The following is a 16,973-nucleotide window of genomic DNA, read 5'->3' as shown; positions in this document are numbered from 1 at the left end:
GCCGAGAGCGACGAAGACCGCGACGGCCGCCGCCGCCGCCGGGGCCGCCGCGGCGGGCGCCGGATGCGCGACGACTTCCGTCCGCAGGACGCCTTCTCCTGGGTCCGCCCGTGGGTGCCTTACGGTGACGATCCGTTCGTCTGGTACGACCCGGCCGAGGACATGAAGATCGCGCCGGTCCAGGCCGAAGCGCCTGCGCCGAAGGCTGAGGCTGCAGCACCCGCTCCTGCGGCCACAGCCGCGCCCCGCGGCGTCGCCGAGGAAGATGACGTCTGGGTAGAACTGCCCGAGCCCGAGGAAAGGCCGAAGCGCGCGCGCCGCACTCGTGGCCGTGGCCGTGGCCGCGGCGGTGAGGCCGAGGCCGCGCCGGCGGTCGAGGTGGCGGAAGCGATCGCCGTCGCCGAGCCCGAGGCCGAGGCCGCTCCGGAGCCGGTCGCCACCCCCGTCGAGGAAGCGCCTGCCAAGCCGAAGCGCTCGCGTAGCCGCAAGGCGGCGCCGGCCGCCGTGGCCGCCGAAGCCGTGGCGCCCGAGCCGGTCCTGGAAGCAGCGCCTCCGCCGCCCGCGCCCGCGCCCGAACCGGAGCCCGAACCCGTGGCCGCCGCTCCGCGCGAGCCCGATCCGAATGAAATTTCGGGTCCGGCCGAGAAGCCGCGCCGCGGCTGGTGGCGCCGCGGCTAGGACGTGACCATGTGACAGCCTGCGTCCCGCCAAAGCGGTTTCCAACTTTGGCGGGACCGGGCTAGCATCCCAGTGGGCTGGGGGCGTCGGTTACGGACAGAGTGTCGAGCATGATCTCCCCATTCCGCTCGGTTTCGCGCCTCGCGCTGACGGCGGGGGCCACTGCGGCCCTGCTGCTGGGCGCCGCGCCTGCCCAGGCGCAGTCGCTGATCCGCGACACCGAAATCGAGGAGATCCTGATGAAGGACTCCGATCCGATTCTGCGCGCCGCCGGGATCGACCCGAAGAACGTCGAGATCATCATCGTCGGCGACAAGGAATTGAACGCCTTCGCCGCGCCGCGGATCATGGGCTTCAACACCGGTCTGATCCTCGAATCGGACGACCCCAACGAACTTCAGGGCGTCATCGCCCACGAAGTCGGCCACCTCGCCGCCGGCCACAGCGCCCGCTCGGGCGACATGCAGGCGGCCGGCATGAAGCCCTTCCTGCTGACCATGGGCCTGGGCGTGCTGGCCGCCATCGCGGGCGCGCCCGAAGCCGCCGCGGGCCTGGCGGGCAGCGCCAGCTATTTCGGTACGATCGGCGCCCTCGGCTATAGCCGTGAACAGGAAAGCCGCGCCGACCAGGCAGGGGCCACCCTGCTCGACAAGGCCGGCCTGTCCGGCAAGGGGCTCGCCGACTTCTTCGACAACTTCCGCTACCAGGAGGTCTTCGACGAGGCGCGGCGCTACGCCTATTTCCGCAGCCACCCGATCTCGTCGGACCGGATCGAGAGCCTGCGCCGCAAGGTCGAGACCCAGCCCAACTACAACAAGAAGGACAGTCCCGAGGCCATGGCCGAGCATGCGGTCATGAAGGCCAAGCTGGACGGCTTCCTCAATCCGCAGATGGCGATCACCAAGTACGACGAGAAGGCCACTGATTTCCCTTCGCGCTACGCCCGCGCCATCGCCTACTACCAGCTCAAGGAGCCCGACCGGGCCCTGAAGCTGATCGACGCGATGCTTCAGGATCACCCGGATAACCCCTACCTCTGGGAACTTAAAGGCCAGATCCTGTTCGAATTCGGCCGCACCGAGGAGGCCGAGGCGCCGCAGCGGCGCTCGGTCGAACTGAAACCGGGCGCGCCGCTGCTTCGGGTCAACCTTGGCCAGACTCTCATCGCGCTCGATGACAAGAAGAAGATCGCCGAAGGGGTCACCGAACTGAAGCGGGCTCTAACCCAGGAAGAAGACAACGCTGTCGCGTGGCGCATCCTGGCCGAAGCCTACGACAAGCTCGGCGAGGACGGCCTCGCCCGCCTCGCGACGGCCGAGTACAATTTCAACGTCGGCGACAAGCGCCAGGCCCGCGTCTTCGCCATGCGCGCCCGCGAAATGCTGACGCGAGGCACGCCCGAATGGCGACGCGCCACCGACATCGTGCTGGTGGCGGAACCCACCCGCGAGGACCTCCGCGAACTGGCCCGCGAGGGCTCGATCGCCGGCAACACCCGCTGAGCCGACGCTCCCACCTGACCGAGACCCGATGAAGCCCGCCCTCCCCCTCGCCGTCGCGCTGACGGCCGCCCTCGCCCTTTCCGCCTGCAACAAGCCCGCCGAGGCCGATCCCGCCTTCGGCGCCAAGGTGCGCGCCTACCTCCTGGAACACCCCGAGGTGATCGAGGAGGCGGTCGTCAAGCTGCGCCAGAAGCAGATGCTGGAACAGGCGAAGTCGCAGGCGGGCACCGTCCAGAAGTATCGCCAGCAGCTTGAGCGCGATCCGAGGGATCTCGTCATCAACCCGAACGGGGAGTTCACGGTGGTCGAGTTCTTCGACTACCGCTGCGGCTACTGCAAAGTCGTGGCCCCCGAGGTGGTGAAGCTGATCCAGGAGAATCCGGACGTCCGCTTCGTGTTCAAGGAGTTCCCGATCTTCGGCGAGGTGTCCGACACCGCCGCCAAGATGGCCCTGACGCCCCAGGGCAAACAGAAGGGCATCCAGCTTTACAAGGCCTGGATGGCCGACAAGGGCCTCGACGAGGCCGCGTTGGATCGCCACCTGACCGAGGCCGGCCTGGAACCGGCCGCCGTCCGGAAGGCGGCGCAGGATCCCGCCATCGCCGCCCAGCTCCAGGAGATCCGCCTGCTGGCCGGCGCGCTGGGCCTGCAGGGTACGCCAGCCTTTGTCGTGGGCGACTACGTGATCCCCGGCGCGGACATCGGCGCGGTTCGCGCCGCCCTGGCCAAGGTGAAGTCCGGCGCCATGAAGCGTCCGTCGGGCTCGCCGACCTAGGGTCCGGACCCGACGTCAAGTCGAGCCTCTGTTAGACTGCTACCCGTCCAATCGTTGCGGGGAACGGCATGGTCGAGAAGGTGATCGTCATCGGCGCGGGCATGGCGGGTCTGTGGACCGCCATGGCGCTTGCAGGGTCGGACCGAGAAATCACGGTGCTGGACCGCGACCCTCCGCCGCCTGCCGGGGGACCCGATGCAGCGTTCGAGGACTGGCAGCGGCGCGGCGTCGGCCATCTGCGCCACAGCCATGCGTTCCTGGCGCGCCTGCGCACGCTGGTGCGCGACAGGCATCCTGAGCTGCTCGCCGCGCTGCACGAAGCCGGCGTCCGCGAACTGGGCTTCGAAGGCTCGCTGACAGCGCAGCACAGGAAGGCCTACGTGCCGGCGCCTATCGACGGCGACCTTGCCATTCTAACCAGTCGGCGCACGACGCTGGAGCTGGTGATGCGCCGCTACGTCGAGACGCTTCTCAGCGTGACGATGCGGCCGCAAACCTTCGTCAGCGACCTGAAGATCGTCGCAGGCTCCCCGCCTCGGGTAACGGGCGTGGTGCTGGAGGACGGGACCGAGCTGTCGGCCGACCTGGTGGTGGACGCCCAGGGCCGGACCTCCCAGGCGCCCGAGTGGCTCGGAAGAATGGGCGCGGCGTTTCCGGAGACGTCAGAGCCGTGCGGCGTCATCTACTTCACCCGCCACTATCGCCTCCTCCCCGGCCAGGAAGAGCCGCCGCGCGGCATGGGCTCCACCACCGGCGACCTGGGGTTCCTGAAGTTCGGCGTCTTTCCGGGCGACAATGGCTGCTTCTCGATCACGCTATGCGTCCCCGAGGTCGAGGAGGAAATGCGCAAGGCGATCGTCGATCCCGAGGTCTTCGACGCCGTCTGCCGCCAACTGCCGGGGCTCGTGCCGTGGATCGATCGCGCACGCGCCCAGCCGACCAGCCGCGTGTTTGGCATGGGCCAGTTGGAAAGCCGGTGGCGTGAACTGGCGCCCAACGGCGCGCCCGCGGTCCTCGGCTTCTTCCCGGTCGGGGACTGCGTCGTCCGGACCAACCCGCTCTATGGGCGCGGCTGCTCATTCGCGGCGGTGAGCGCCTACGTGTTGCGGGATGCGCTGATAGCGGGGCGAGACCCGGCGGAACGCCTGTTGATCTATCGCGCCGGCCTCGAGCGCGAGCTGCGCCCCTACTACGACGTAATGCGCAAGGCCGATCAGTCGGCGATCCGCCGCGCCCGCGCCGCACTTCTGCCGCCCAGGCCAGCGACCCTGCGCACCAAGGTGTTGAAGAGCTTCCTTGAGGACGGCGTGGCGATCGCGATCCGCGACGACGTGCAGTTGCTGCGCGAGTTCCTGCGCGGCTTCCACATGCTGGAACATCCCCAGGCCTGGTTGAAGCGGCCGCGGAACCTGGCCAAGATCGTCCGTGTGTGGGCGCGGGGCAAGGCGGCGAACGCCGAGCTCTACCCCGTGCTGGGCGACACCGACCGCCACCGGATGCTGAATGCCGTCGGCGTGTCGCCGACCGCCGACGAAGAGCGCGTGCGCGCCGCGGCCTGACGCCCCGGACGACGCCGCGAACAGAACGACGCAAGGAGGATCCCATGTCCGAGTACAAGCTGCTGATCAACGGGGCTCTGGTCGAGGGCGACGCCAAGCTCGACGTCCTGAACCCCGCCACCGAAGAGGTGGTCGCCACCTGCGCCCGCGCCTCGAAGGCCCAGCTCGACAAGGCGGTCGATGCGGCCAATGCCGCCTTCCCCGCCTGGAGCGCCACGCCCATCGACGAGCGCCGCAAGGTGCTGGTCGCCATCGCCGACGCCATCCAGGCCAACATCCAGGACCTGGCCCGCCTGCTGGTGCAGGAACAGGGCAAGCCGCTGCAGGACGCCATGGGCGAGGTCTTCGGCGCCTCGGCCTTCTTCCGCTACTTCTCCACCCTGGACCTGTCGCCCAAGGTGGTCGCCAACGACGACAAGTCGCGCATCGAGGTGCGTCGCAAGCCGCTCGGCGTCGTCGGCTGCATCATCCCCTGGAACTTCCCGGTGATGCTGATGGCCTTCAAGGTCCCCGCCGCCCTGCTGGCCGGCAACACGGTGATCGTGAAGCCTGCGCCGACCACGCCGCTGACGGCGCTGAAGTTCGGCGAGATCATCAAGGACATCGTGCCGCCGGGCGTCGTGAACGTCATCGCCGACGCCAACGACCTGGGCGGCGAACTGACGAAGCACCCGGGCGTGCGCAAGATCAGCTTCACCGGCTCGACCGAGACCGGCAAGAAGGTGATGGCCAGCGCCGCCGACGCGCTGAAGCGCATCTCCCTGGAACTGGGCGGCAATGACGCGCTGATCGTGCTGGACGACGTCGATCCCAAGGAGACCGCGCCCAAGGTGTTCGGCGCGGCCATGCAGAACGCCGGCCAGGTCTGCATCGCAGCCAAGCGGATCTATGTCCACGAGAGCATCTACGACCAGATGTGCGACGAGTTCGCCACGCTGGCCAAGAACATGGTCGTGGGCGACGGCCTGCAACAGGGCACCCAGATGGGCCCGCTGCAGAACAAGCAGCAGTTCGAGAAGGTGATGGGCTTCCTCGACAGCGCCAAGAAGGACGGCAAGGTCATCGCGGGCGGCGGCCGCAAGGGCGACAAGGGCTACTTCATCGAGCCCACGGTGGTCCGCGACATCGCCGAGGGCTCCAAGCTGGTGGACGAAGAGCAGTTCGGCCCCGTGATGCCCGTGATCAAGTACTCCGACCCGAAGGACGCTGTGCGCCGCGCCAACGCGTCGGAATACGGCCTGGGCGGCTCGATCTGGGCCAAGGACAGCGAGAAAGCCTGGGCCCTGGCCGAGGCCATGGAGTCCGGCTCGGTCTGGGTGAACAAGCACGCCGACCTGCAACCCCACCTGCCCTTCGGCGGCGCCAAGTTCTCGGGCATCGGCTCGGAGCTGGGCGAGGAAGGCCTGAAGGAATTCACCCAGGTCCAGGTGCTGAACATGGCCCGCTGAGGGTCGTCGCCGACCGGGGCCGGCGGGCTACAGCCTGTCGGCCTCGCGCAGGCGGTCCAGCAGCCATAGCCGCGCCGGCGGCAGCGGCCGGTTGAGAGGGCCGAAGATGAAGGCCTCCAGGAAATGTCCCGTGAGGTCGAGGCCCGCGCCCACATCGCCAGACGCCAGTCCCGCCTGTGCGCCCAGCATGAACGGGGGCAGCGGCAGCAGGCGCTCCTTGTAGGGCTCGCCTGCGTCGCGGCTCACCGCGCGCCCCGTCCGAGGGCTCACATAGATCAGGTCGTCGGTGGAGCCGGTCGCGGCGCATTTCGACAGATCCAGGCCGAAGCCTAGGTCCTGCAACAGCCCCGCCTCGAAGCGGACGAAGACGGCCGGCCAGATCTCCGGGATGGCGAGCGCGCCGCTCAGCGCCTCGAAGGCAAGGTAGGCGCCGGGATGCGGCTCCCGCTCCGGCAGCGCCCCGGCGGCCACGGAGGCCGCGGCCGCCAGGCCGGCCAGGGCCAGCGGGTCGTCGAACAGCGCCGCGGGGCCCTCGCCCACCGGCTCCAGACTGGCCGAGCCCAACTGGTCGGAGACCCGCGCGCGGTAGCGAACCACCACCTGGGCGCCCGGCTGCAGGAAGGGCCGCACGCGCCGCGAGTTGCCGCCCGCCACATGGGCGGCGTACCGCCCATGGTTCTGGGTCAGGAGTTCGACGATCGCCCCCGACTCGCCGTGAGCGCGGGCGGCCAGGACAAAGGCGTCGTCCTCGAATTCCATCATTCGCCCGCGTAGGCCGCGGCGCGCTCGATCAGGGGGCGCCAGTCGGGCTGGACCGGCAGGCGGAAGACGTCGCGGAGCGCGCGCTCGATGCCGTCGGCGTCGAGGACTTCCTTGACCGGCGCGCCCCCGACCGGGCGGATCGTCAGCCGATTGTGCAGCAGTGCGTAGCGGGCCTCGGGCGCCGTTCGAGCCGCCAGCAGGTTGTGGCGGAAGTGGCTGCTCGGGTGGGCCGATGTCCACCAGTTCGCCAGCTCGAAATCGGCCTCCTCGCAAGGATCCAGCGGCATCTGCCAGGCCGGCAGCCAGTCGCCGTCGCGCAGCACCTCGAGGACGACGCCGGGCGGATAGGCAGTCAGGCGATAGGTGTCGTGACGGGTCTCCTGGACGAGGCCCGGCGCAAGCCGCAAGGGCTCGGAAGGAATGGCGCTGCCGAAGCCCACGTCGGCGATCCAGCTCTCGCCGTCGAGCTCCACCCGCGTCACGCGGTGGGTCCGGGGACGCGCCGGCCCGGGCGGCAGGTTCCACACCACCCGGCCGGCCAGCGGCGTCACCTGAAAGCCCAGCGCCTGCAGCACCCGGAAGAAAAGGCCGTTCTGTTCGAAGCAATAGCCGCCGCGACCGCCCTGGATCAGCTTGGCCGCCACCGCATCGGGCGACAGGTCGATCCCGCGATCGAGCAGGCAGTCGATGGCCTCGAACGTGATCGTCGCCGGATGCAGGGCGTGGAGCTCGCGCAGCACGGCCAGCGTGGGCTCCCGGGGCCCGGAATAGCCGATGCGGGCGAAGTAGGCGTCGAGATCGGTCATCGCCGCCATTTAGGACGCCCCGTCCCGGCCGTCATCCTAGCTGTCGAAATCCAGGCCCATGTCGCCGTAGAACTGGCGCTTGTCGGCCCAGCGCTCGTCGACCGTCACGTGCAGGAAGAGGTGCACCGGCCGGTCCAGCAGCTCCGAGAGCTCCTCGCGCGCCTTCTGGCCGATCCACTTCAGGGTCTGGCCCCCCTTGCCGAGGATGATCGGCCGCTGGCTCTCGCGCTCGACGTAGATCGTCTGTTCGATCCGCACGCCGCCGTCCTTGCGCTCCTGGAACGCGGTCGTCTCGACGGCCGCCGAATAGGGCAGTTCCTCGTGCACCCGCAGGTACAGCTTCTCGCGGGTGATCTCGGCGGCCAGAAGGCGCGCCGGCAAGTCGGCGGTCTGGTCCTCGGGGTAGAGCCAAGGGCCTTCCGGCATCAGCTCGGCCAGGCGGCGCTTGAGGTCGTCGACGCCAGAGCCGTCGGCCGCCGAGATCATGAAGACCTCGGAATAGACGCCCGTCTCGAACAGCTTCTGCGACAGCCCCAGCAGGGTCTCGCGCTTCATCCCGTCGATCTTGTTGAGCGCCAGGATCGCCTTGCGGCCGGATGCCTTCAGGCCCTCGACGATCGACGCGACGTCGGCGGCAGCGCGACGGTCGGCGGGCTTGCCGTCCTTGGACGCGGCGGCCAGTTCGGCCACCGAGTCCACCAGGTGGACGATCGCGTCCGCATCTTCGGCCCCGCCCCAGGCGGCGCGGACCATGGCGCGGTCCAGCTTGCGGCGCGGCTGGAAGATGCCGGGGGTATCGACCAGGACGATCTGCGTCTCGCCCTCGATCGCCACGCCACGCACCGGGAAGCGCGTGGTCTGCACCTTCTGGGTCACGATGGAGACCTTCGCCCCCACCAGGCGGTTGGTGAGGGTGGACTTGCCCGCGTTGGGGGCGCCGATGATGGCGGCGAAGCCGGCGTGCTGGGTCATTGCGCGTTGATCTTCGTCAGCAACCGTTCGGCCACGACCTTCTCCGCCTCGCGGATGGAGCCGCCCTGTCCTCTCACCGGCTCAAAGCCCTGCACGAACACCTCAATGGTAAACAGCGGCCGGTGGCTCGGCCCGGTCTGCTCGATGACATGATAGATCGGCGTCGGCAGCTTGTGAGCCAGCGCCCATTCCTGAAGCACGACCTTCGGGTTCTGCTTTTCAGGTTCGTGGAGCGCCTTGAAGGGCGCCGCCCAGAACTCGCGCACGAAGGCGCGGGCCGCTTCCAACCCCGCGTCGAAATAGATCGCGGCGATCAGCGCCTCGCAGGCGTCGCCCAGCACCCGGTCCGCCGTGCGGATTCCCGTCTTCGACGAGCCGCCACCCAGCCGCAGCGCAGCCGGCAACCCGATGCTGCGGGCGACCTCGGCGCAGGTCTCTAGGTTCACCAGCTTATGGAAGGCGCCCGAGAGTTCGCCCTCGCGCGCCTCCGGCATCCGGTCCAGCAGTTCCTCGGCGACCAGCAGGTTCAGCACCCGGTCCCCGAAGAACTCGAGGCGCTCGTTGTGCTGCACCCCTGGGCGGCGGTCGCCGACGCTGGCGTGCGTCAGCGCCCGTTCCAGCAATGCGCGGTCGGCGAAGGTGTGGCCGATGCGGCGCTCGAGGTCCTCGACCGCCGCGACGCGGGTGTTCATGGGCGGTCGATCACTTCAGGACCTTGAAGAACCGGCTGGGACGCGCGTCGAGCACCCAGGTCCAGGGCTTGAAGATCGACGCCTCCGGCTTCCACGACAGCAGGATGATCTGCGCCTTGCCAACCAGGTTTTCCGCCGGAACATAGCCCACGCCGCCGATCGCCGGGTTCACCCGGCTGTCCGACGAGTTGTCGCGGTTGTCGCCCATCATGAAGTAGTGGCCTTCCGGCACGACGAACACGTCGGTGTTGTCGAGTTCGCCGTCCGTGCCGAAGTCCTGGGTGACGAACGACTTGCCGGTCGCCAGCGTCTCCTCGAAGCGGGCCACGTCGCGGATATAGCCGCCGCCAACGTCCTCGCGGACCGGCGACAGCGCCTGGCGCGGCACCAGCTTGTCGTTCACGTAAAGCAGGCCAGCCTTCATCTGGATGCGGTCGCCCGGCAGGCCGATCACGCGCTTGACGTAGTCGGTGCGGTTGTCGCTAGGCAGCTTGAAGACGACGATGTCGCCGCGCTGCGCCTTCTTTTCCAGGACCCGGCCGTTGAACAGCGGCGGGCTGAACGGGATGGAGTGCTTGGAGTAGCCGTAGCTGAACTTCGAGACGATGATGTAGTCGCCCTCGTAGAGGTTCGGCTCCATCGACGCCGACGGGATGGTGAAGGGCTGGAAGAAGATCACCCGCAGGACGAGGGCGATCAGCAGCGCCCAGAAGATCGTCTTGAAGATCTCGACGATCTCGTTCACCGCGCCGGACTTCTCGGGCGTCTGCGCGCTCTGCACGTTCTGACTCATATGTGGTTCCTGGGCGTTCCGGCGTCCCGAAACAGTCGCCTGCCCTAGAGCATTTTGGCCGAGGACGGAATGTCCTGCGCCAAAATGGCCCGGATTCAAAGGTTCGCGGCCACGGGAATCCCGCGTCCGCCGTTGCTCCCTAACCTGAGAGCAAGTTCCGCGCCCGTGAACAATCTGAGAGGTGGCGATCGGTCGCCCGGGCGCGAGCGACGCATCGTCCGGCATGGCGGAAGCGCCCGATCCGATGATCAAGGGCCAGTTGGCGCGGATTGGACCGGTGACAGCCGCGCTCGCCCGCCTATGTAGGGGCGATGAACCGCGACGCCCTGCCCCCGCTGCATCTTCTGCTGGCCCTGGTCGTGGTCGCCGTCTGGGGGACCAACTTCGTGGTCATCAAGTGGGGCCTGGCCGAGTTCCCGCCGCTGACGTTCGCGGCGCTGCGCTTCACGTTCGCCGTGCTTCCGGCGGTGTTCTTCCTGAAGAAGCCCAAGGTGAGCTGGTGGAACCTGGCGGCCTATGGCGTGCTGATCGGCGTGGGCCAGTTCGGCCTGCTCTACATCGCCATGCGCGCCTGGATCTCGCCCGGCCTGGCCAGTCTGGTCGTGCAGGTGCAGGCGTTCTTCACCATCGGCTTCGCCATGCTCATCGCTGGCGAGCGCCTGCGCGGCTACCAACTCGGCGCTCTGGCCTTGGCCGCGGCCGGCCTGGGCTGGCTCATGATCCACACCAATGCGGAGGTGACGCCGATCGGCCTCGGGCTGGTGCTCTGCGCCGCCTTGGCCTGGGCGGGCGGCAACACCGTCCAGCGGGCCGCCGGACCGGTGAACATGCTGGCCTACGTGGTCTGGGCCAGCGTCTTCTCGGCGCCGCCGCTGCTGGCCCTGGCGCTCTTCAAGGAAGGCCCGCTGGTCATGGCGTCGATCCGGCATGCCGACCTGGGCGGCTGGGCGGCTGTGCTCTGGCAGTCCGTGGGCAACACCATCTTCGGCTACACCGCCTGGGCCTGGCTCCTGGCGCGCCATCCCGCGGCGACCATCGCGCCGCTGTCGCTGCTGGTCCCAGTGTTCGGCATGGGCGCCTCGGCGATCCTGCTGCACGAGCCGCTGTCGAGCTGGAAACTCACCGCGGCGGTGCTGGTCCTGAGTGGCCTCGCCCTCAACACCCTCTGGCCGCGGTTCGCCCAGCGCCGCGCCGCAGCCGCCTGATCCGGAGCGCCCACATGCCCAGCCGCGAGACCGCCATGGCCTTTGTGAACCAGGTGCTGCGCGGCGATCATGTGGAGGCGATCCGCGACTGGTACGCCGAAGACGCCTCGATGCAGGAGAACCAGGACGCGCCGCGCGTCGGCCGCGATGTGCTGATGGCCGGCGAGGCCCAGATGCTGGCGCGCCAGGCCGAGGTGAAGACCGAGCTGGTCAGCCCCGTCGTCGTGGACGGCGATCGCGTCGCGATCCACTGGCGTTTCACGTTCACCTCGAAGAAGGGGCACGTGAACAGCTTCGAGGAGATCGCCTGGCAGGAGTGGCGCGGCGACAAGGTCTGGCGCGAAGTGTTCTTCTATGACCCCGGCCAGGTGCGTCGGCCGTCCTGAACCCCAGCGCCAAATCGCGCGCAACTCTGCTAAAGCCGGGCTGAAACCCCTCGCCGAACGCGGCGGTCGGTGAACGAATGGCGGCATGGTCGATACCGAACTGCTGGTGAAGCTGGGCGTCGCGCTGGGGATCGGCCTGCTGATCGGGACCGAACGCGAACGGCGCAAGCTCGCCAAGCCGGATCCCACCGCCGCCGGCATCCGCACATTCACCGTCGCGGCCCTGGCCGGCGCGCTCAGCGCGTTACTGGGCGGCGTACTGATGCTGGTCGCCGCCACCACGGTGATCGGCGCCCTGGTGGCCCTGAGCTACTGGCGCACCCGAAAGGACGGCGATCCGGGACTGACCACCGAGATCGCTCTAGTGGTCACCACCTTCATCGGCGCCCTGGCCATGAGCCAGCCGCAACTCGCCGCGACGGTCGGCGTTGGCCTCGCCATCCTGCTCGCCGGGCGAAGCCGACTGCACCACTTCGTGTCCGACGTGCTCACCGAGGAAGAGCTCGAGGCCGCCCTGCTGCTGGGCGCGGCGACCCTGGTGGTGCTGCCGCTGTTGCCCGACCGCGGTGTGGGGCCGTTCCTCGCGGTCAATCCGCGCACCGTCTGGAAACTCGTGATCCTCGTGATGGCGATCGGAGCGGTCGGACATGTCGCCGTGCGCGCCCTGGGTCCGCGCTTCGGCCTGCCCATCGCCGGTCTCGCCTCGGGGTTCGTCTCCAGCACCGCCACGATCGGCGCCATGGGCTCACGCGCGGCGAGCGCGCCCGAGACCCTGGGCGCGTCGGTGGCCGGCGCGGTGCTCTCCACGCTGGCCACGGTGCTGCAGATGGCGGCCGTGCTGGCCGCCACCAGCCTTCCGACCCTTCAGGCGCTGACACCGTCTCTGCTCGCCGCCGGCGTCGCGGCGGCCGCCTATGGCATCGTGTTCACGATCATCGGCTTCAGGCACACGGCCGCCGAGTCCGCCGATCCGGGGAAGGCTATCAGCGTGGTGGCGGCGCTGACGTTCGGCGCCATCCTGGCGGTGGTCATGCTGGCGTCCGCCGCGCTGCGGATATGGTTCGGGGATCTCGGCTCGGTGGCCGCCGCAGCCGTCGCAGGGCTGGCTGACACGCACGCCGCCGCGATCTCGGTCGCCGCCCTCGTGGCGTCAGGCGCCATGACGCCCGACAGCGCCGTGCTGCCGATCTTAGCGGGTCTCACCGCGAATACGGCCAGCAAGGTGGTGTTCGCCACTACCGCCGGAGGGCGAACCTTTGCGATGCGTGTGGTCCCCGGCCTGCTGCTGGTCGCCGCGGCCGCGTGGGCAGGCGCGCTTCCCGCCCTGACGGGCTGAGGCTGGAGCCTATTTGATGGTGATTGTCGCCGTTCCCTGCGGACCGGTGACGTCGAAACTGTCGCCCGACTTCTTGCCCTTCGGATACTCGACGCACGACTCGTTCGGATCGAAATTCGACTTGGTGCAGAGCTTGTCGCCGTCGATGCGCCACTCGCCCGTGACCTGGCCGCCCAAGGCGGTGAACTTGCCGTCGGGCGTGTAGCTCACGTCGATATCCATGCCCTGCACGCTGAGGACGCCACCCTTGGTGGTCAGCTCCTGAAGCGTATCCGCGCAGGCCGGCGTGGCCAGCGCGAGCCCCAAGGCGGCGATGATTATGCGGCGCATCTCGGTTCCTCCCCGTATGCGCGCCAGCCTAGGCCCGACGGCGCATCGAACCTAGCCGGGCTTTGCGGCGTGCAGCGCGTCGCGCTTGATCTTCTTGGCGAGCGACCATTTGTGGACCTCGGTCGGGCCATCGTAGATGCGGAAGGCGCGCAGCTCGCGGAACACCTGCTCGACGATGGTGTCGCCGGAGACACCCGTCCCACCCATTACCTGGACGCAGCGGTCAGCCACGCGGAACAGGGCCTCCGACACCGCCACCTTGGCCATCGAGCTCTCGGCCGTGCCCAGGGCGCCGGTGTCGAGCACGCTGGCGCACCAGTCGATCATCAGTTCGGCCTGCTTCAGGTCGATAAGGTTGTCGGCGAGCTGGAAGCCCACGCCCTCGTGGTCGATCAGCGCCTTGCCGAAGGCCTGGCGCTTCACAGCGTAGGCGGAGGCGATCTCGTTGGCGCGGACGCAGGCGCCGTACCAGCGCATGCAGTGCGACAGGCGCGCCGGCGATAGGCGGATCTGGGCATATTTGAAGCCTTCGCCGCTGGCGCCCAGCATCTGGTCGGCGGGCACGCGCAGGCTATCCAGGCTGATCACCGCATGGCCGCCGGGCATGGAGCTGTCGATGGTGTCCAGCACCCGCTCGATGCGGATGGCGGGGTCAGGCAGGTCGACCAGGAACATGGTCGCCCCCTCCTCCGTCTTGGCCATGACGATGCCGACGGCCGCGCCGTCGGCGCCGGTGATGAAGGCCTTGCGGCCTTCGATGACCCAGTGATTGCCGTCGGGCCGGGCCGTGGTCTGCATCATCGACGGGTCCGAGCCCGCGCCGCCCTCGTCGGCCGGCTCGGTCATGAAGAAGGCCGAGCGCGCGCGGCCCTCCACCAGCGGCTTCAGGAACCGCTCCTTCTGCTCGGGCGAGCCCACCTTGCCCAGCAGGTACATGTTGCCCTCGTCGGGCGCGGCCGTGTTGACCGCGACCGGGCCCAGCGGCGAGAGGCCCGAGGCCTGGAGGACCACGGCGGTCTGGCGCTGGGTAAGGTGACTGCCGTCGGCGAGGATGTGGGGCGTCATCACGCCGGCCTTCCGGGCTAGGTCGCGCAGCTCGCGGACCAGGTCCTCGGACGGGCCATGCGCGCCGCAGCGCGGATCCTTCTCGTAGGGGGCGACCACGTCGCGGACGAACGCCTCGACCTTGCCCCGGATGTCCTGGACCTGCGCCTCGCTGACCGAACTCATGCCGCCTCCGTTGTTCGCGCCGCCTCGTGGCGGAGTGACGCTGGGGCAGTCGATGGCGCCTGCCCCGCAGCCCCGCCGTGACGAGCAGGAGGGGTGGAGGCCCCCTACTCCGGCAGCGCCTCGATGATCACGAAGGCCTGGGCGTAAGGGTGGTCGTCGGTCAGGGTCAGATGGATCACCGCCTTCATGCCGGGCGGAGTCATCTCCTTGAGCCGTTCGGCCGCGCCGCCGGTCAGCGCCATCGTCGGCTGGCCCGAGCGCATGTTGACCACGCCCATGTCGCGCCAGAACACACCGCGCCGCATGCCGGTGCCCAGCGCCTTCGAACACGCCTCCTTGGCGGCGAAGCGCTTGGCGTAGCTGGCGGCCGCGTCGGCCTTGCGGTCGGACCGCGTGCGCTCCAGCTCGGTGAAGACCCGCTGTTTGAAGCGGTCGCCGAACCGGTCGAGGCTGTCCTGGATGCGGCGGATGTCGGAGAGGTCGGAACCGAGGCCGATGATCATGCCGCTTTCGTCGCTCTCGCTTCGTCCATCAGCGCGCGCATCCGCTGGATGGCGGGCCCCAGGCCAATGAAGATGGCCTCGCCGATCAGGAAATGGCCGATGTTCAGCTCCGTCAGCTCCGGGATCGCCGCGACAGGCTTCACGGTTTCGTAGTCGATGCCGTGGCCGGCGTGGACCTCCAGGCCGAGCTCGTACGCCTTAGCGGCCGCGATCCGCAGGTTGTTCAGCAGGACCTCCGCTTGCGGCTTCCGTTCCCGGACCGCCGTGCAGTAGGCGCCGGTGTGCAGTTCCACCACCTGGGCGCCCACCGCCTTGGCCGCGACCATCTGGGCTTCGTCCGCATCGACGAAGAGCGAAACGCGAATGCCGGCGTCGACCAGTCGGCGCACGACTGGCGCGATCGTGTTCTGCCCGCGGACCACGTCGAGGCCCCCCTCGGTCGTCACCTCCTCGCGGCGCTCGGGCACAAGGCAGGCGGCGTGCGGGCGGTGGGCCAGGGCGATGGCCTCCATCTCGGCGGTGACCGCACACTCGAAGTTCAGCGGGCGGCCCCGACGGCGGCAGATGTCGGCCAGCGCGTCGATGTCGAAGTCCGAGATATGCCGCCGGTCCTCGCGCAGGTGGGCGGTGATCCCATCGGCGCCGGCGGCCAGCGCCATCTCGGCCGCCCGCACCGGGTCGGGATAGCCCTCCCCGCGCGCGTTGCGCACCGTGGCGACGTGGTCGATGTTTACGCCAAGTCTGAGGCGGCCCATGCGGTCCCCTTCCCAATAGAACGGCTCAGATGAGGGCTCCGGCGGCCCGAAGCCAGTCCCATTCCGCCGGCACGCCCCAGTCCAATCACCCTCGCAGACGCTTCGACCCCGGCTCCTCGGCGGGCAAGGCGGCCAGTTCGGGCGGAATCTCGTCGGGCGCGTAGGACGGCACGTCCACGGTCGCCAGCGCCACCAGGGGCCAGCCCACATCGGCCCGGCCACCCGAGCGATCCACGATGCAAGCGCAGCAGACCACCACGCCGCCGGCCTCTTCGATCGGCTCGACCGCCTCGCGGAACGAGCCGCCCGTTGTGATCACGTCCTCGACGACGACCACCTTGGCCCCCGGCGCGATCTTGAACGCCCGGCGGAGGCGGAATTTGCCGTCCTCGCGCTCCACGTAGATGGACGGCACCCCCATCGCGCGCGCCACCTCGTAGCCGGGAATGATCGCGCCCACGGCGGGCGCCACGATCACGTCCGGCTTGCCGAACTGGGCCTCGATCTTCGCGGCCAGCGCCTTGCACAGCCGCTCGGTGCGGTCAGGGTATTGAAAAACCAGGTTCTTCTGCAGGAACATCGGGCTGTGGCGGCCCGAGGCCAGGATGAAATGGCCCTCTCGGAGCGCCCCGGCGCCACGGAATTCTTCCAGGACAGCTTCGGTGTTCATCGGCGTTCGCTTCTCGGCAACATGTCGGTGCAAGGATGCAGCCTGATACCCCGTGATGGTGCAGTCCGCCAACCAAGGCAGTTCAGAAGACCGATGGACGTAAGAACCACGGCCACTGAGCGGTTCATCGCCGCTTTCGGCGCCCCTGCGTCGCCTTCCGGCGAAGGCGCGGGCGACGCTGTGAGCGTGGACGATTGCGCGGCCAAGGAACGGCGCGTGTTTCCGCCGGACTTTCCGGAGGGCCTGAAGCCGCGTTTGCGCCTGTTCCTCAGCGTCGATCTCGTCGGGTCGACGCCATACAAGCAGACGCGCCAGATGTGGCGGCCAGAAATCGTCACGTTTTACAGGAACTTCGACTATATTCTTCAGACGCAGTATCGGGAATTCGCCGCCGGCCTCGACGACGGCCTGCCCGCGCCCGAGTTCTGGAAGAGCAACGGCGACGAGCTGCTTTACGTCTGCGAACTGCATAGCCTAAGCCATGCGCACGCCCTGATGCACGTCTGGCTGGCCACGCTGAACGAGTACCGCGGCAGCCGCGACGAGGCATCCAAGCACCTGGACGTGAAGT

General features: G+C 68.9%; 18 protein-coding genes and 1 pseudogene. 9 read left to right on the top strand and 10 right to left on the bottom strand.

Going from position 1 to position 16,973, the window contains the following annotated elements:
- From Q0L11_RS23110 to Q0L11_RS23090, 5 genes and pseudogenes are all read left to right on the top strand, one after another.
- Window positions 1-678 (top strand): annotated as a pseudogene (locus Q0L11_RS23110) (ribonuclease E/G); the annotation flags it as partial.
- A gap of 110 nt (window positions 679-788) precedes the next feature.
- Entirely contained in the window at window positions 789-2,180 is a 1,392-nt protein-coding gene (locus Q0L11_RS23105) for a M48 family metalloprotease (RefSeq protein ID WP_296600456.1), read from the top strand.
- 28 nt (window positions 2,181-2,208) lie between these two features.
- On the top strand, window positions 2,209-2,955 hold the full coding sequence (locus tag Q0L11_RS23100) for a DsbA family protein (protein ID WP_296600455.1): 747 nt from the start codon (window positions 2,209-2,211) through the stop codon (window positions 2,953-2,955).
- Between the two features lie 68 nt (window positions 2,956-3,023).
- On the top strand, window positions 3,024-4,514 hold the full coding sequence (locus Q0L11_RS23095; protein WP_296600454.1) for an NAD(P)/FAD-dependent oxidoreductase: 1,491 nt from the start codon (window positions 3,024-3,026) through the stop codon (window positions 4,512-4,514).
- A 44-nt stretch (window positions 4,515-4,558) separates the two neighbouring features.
- The gene (locus Q0L11_RS23090) at window positions 4,559-5,962 is read left to right on the top strand and encodes an aldehyde dehydrogenase family protein (RefSeq protein ID WP_296600453.1); all 1,404 of its coding nucleotides are present in this window, start codon (window positions 4,559-4,561) and stop codon (window positions 5,960-5,962) included.
- A 27-nt stretch (window positions 5,963-5,989) separates the two neighbouring features.
- On the opposite strand, the gene recO is transcribed toward Q0L11_RS23090, so the two are convergent.
- From recO to lepB, 5 genes are read right to left on the bottom strand one after another with little or no spacing between them, the layout of a single operon-like run.
- Window positions 5,990-6,721: a DNA repair protein RecO gene (gene recO, locus Q0L11_RS23085; protein ID WP_296600452.1), complete on the bottom strand. Its 732-nt coding sequence runs from the start codon at window positions 6,719-6,721 to the stop codon at window positions 5,990-5,992.
- Entirely contained in the window at window positions 6,721-7,530 is an 810-nt protein-coding gene (locus Q0L11_RS23080) for an arylamine N-acetyltransferase (protein ID WP_296600450.1), read from the bottom strand. Before Q0L11_RS23080 ends, recO begins: the two co-directional genes overlap by 1 nt.
- Before the next feature lie 36 nt (window positions 7,531-7,566).
- The gene (gene era / locus Q0L11_RS23075; RefSeq protein WP_296600449.1) at window positions 7,567-8,502 is read right to left on the bottom strand and encodes a GTPase Era; all 936 of its coding nucleotides are present in this window, start codon (window positions 8,500-8,502) and stop codon (window positions 7,567-7,569) included.
- Entirely contained in the window at window positions 8,499-9,194 is a 696-nt protein-coding gene (gene rnc / locus Q0L11_RS23070; protein ID WP_296600447.1) for a ribonuclease III, read from the bottom strand. The genes era and rnc overlap by 4 nt, the downstream gene beginning before the upstream one ends.
- Before the next feature lie 10 nt (window positions 9,195-9,204).
- Window positions 9,205-9,987: a signal peptidase I gene (gene lepB, locus Q0L11_RS23065; protein WP_296600445.1), complete on the bottom strand. Its 783-nt coding sequence runs from the start codon at window positions 9,985-9,987 to the stop codon at window positions 9,205-9,207.
- Window positions 9,988-10,298: 311 nt separating this feature from the next.
- Between lepB and Q0L11_RS23060 the strand changes: the two genes are divergently transcribed.
- The 3 genes from Q0L11_RS23060 to Q0L11_RS23050 all read left to right on the top strand — a co-directional run bounded on the left by Q0L11_RS23060 (window position 10,299) and on the right by Q0L11_RS23050 (window position 12,914).
- A complete protein-coding gene (locus Q0L11_RS23060; protein WP_296600443.1) occupies window positions 10,299-11,192 on the top strand; it encodes an EamA family transporter in 894 nt (297 codons plus the stop codon).
- Window positions 11,193-11,206: 14 nt separating this feature from the next.
- Window positions 11,207-11,578, top strand: a complete 372-nt coding sequence (locus Q0L11_RS23055; protein ID WP_296600442.1) for a nuclear transport factor 2 family protein — start codon at window positions 11,207-11,209, stop codon at window positions 11,576-11,578.
- A gap of 85 nt (window positions 11,579-11,663) precedes the next feature.
- Window positions 11,664-12,914 carry an MgtC/SapB family protein gene (locus tag Q0L11_RS23050; RefSeq protein ID WP_296600441.1) on the top strand — a complete coding sequence of 417 codons (1,251 nt, stop codon included), beginning with the start codon at window positions 11,664-11,666 and terminating at the stop codon, window positions 12,912-12,914.
- A 9-nt stretch (window positions 12,915-12,923) separates the two neighbouring features.
- Here the strand turns inward: Q0L11_RS23050 and Q0L11_RS23045 are convergent, their stop codons facing one another.
- From Q0L11_RS23045 to pyrE, 5 genes are all read right to left on the bottom strand, one after another.
- Entirely contained in the window at window positions 12,924-13,244 is a 321-nt protein-coding gene (locus Q0L11_RS23045; RefSeq protein WP_296600440.1) for a hypothetical protein, read from the bottom strand.
- A 51-nt stretch (window positions 13,245-13,295) separates the two neighbouring features.
- Complete coding sequence (locus Q0L11_RS23040; protein WP_296600439.1) at window positions 13,296-14,474, bottom strand: acyl-CoA dehydrogenase family protein; 1,179 nt, start codon at window positions 14,472-14,474, stop codon at window positions 13,296-13,298.
- A gap of 104 nt (window positions 14,475-14,578) precedes the next feature.
- Window positions 14,579-14,977, bottom strand: coding sequence for a holo-ACP synthase (gene acpS, locus Q0L11_RS23035; protein WP_296600437.1), 399 nt, complete (start codon window positions 14,975-14,977; stop codon window positions 14,579-14,581).
- Window positions 14,974-15,732, bottom strand: a complete 759-nt coding sequence (locus Q0L11_RS23030) for a pyridoxine 5'-phosphate synthase (RefSeq protein WP_296600436.1) — start codon at window positions 15,730-15,732, stop codon at window positions 14,974-14,976. Before Q0L11_RS23030 ends, acpS begins: the two co-directional genes overlap by 4 nt.
- Window positions 15,733-15,817: 85 nt before the next feature.
- Window positions 15,818-16,402, bottom strand: coding sequence for an orotate phosphoribosyltransferase (gene pyrE, locus Q0L11_RS23025; protein ID WP_296600435.1), 585 nt, complete (start codon window positions 16,400-16,402; stop codon window positions 15,818-15,820).
- Window positions 16,403-16,582: 180 nt separating this feature from the next.
- On the opposite strand from pyrE, the gene Q0L11_RS23020 reads away from it, so the two are divergent.
- A partial coding sequence (locus tag Q0L11_RS23020; RefSeq protein WP_296600432.1) for a hypothetical protein occupies window positions 16,583-16,973 on the top strand: 391 nt, incomplete at its 3' end.

It is taken from the genome of Phenylobacterium sp., from assembly GCF_024508875.1.
GTDB lineage: Bacteria > Pseudomonadota > Alphaproteobacteria > Caulobacterales > Caulobacteraceae > Phenylobacterium.
Note: the sequence above shows the minus strand (reverse complement) of the source record. Positions and strands in the feature narration are given on the sequence as shown.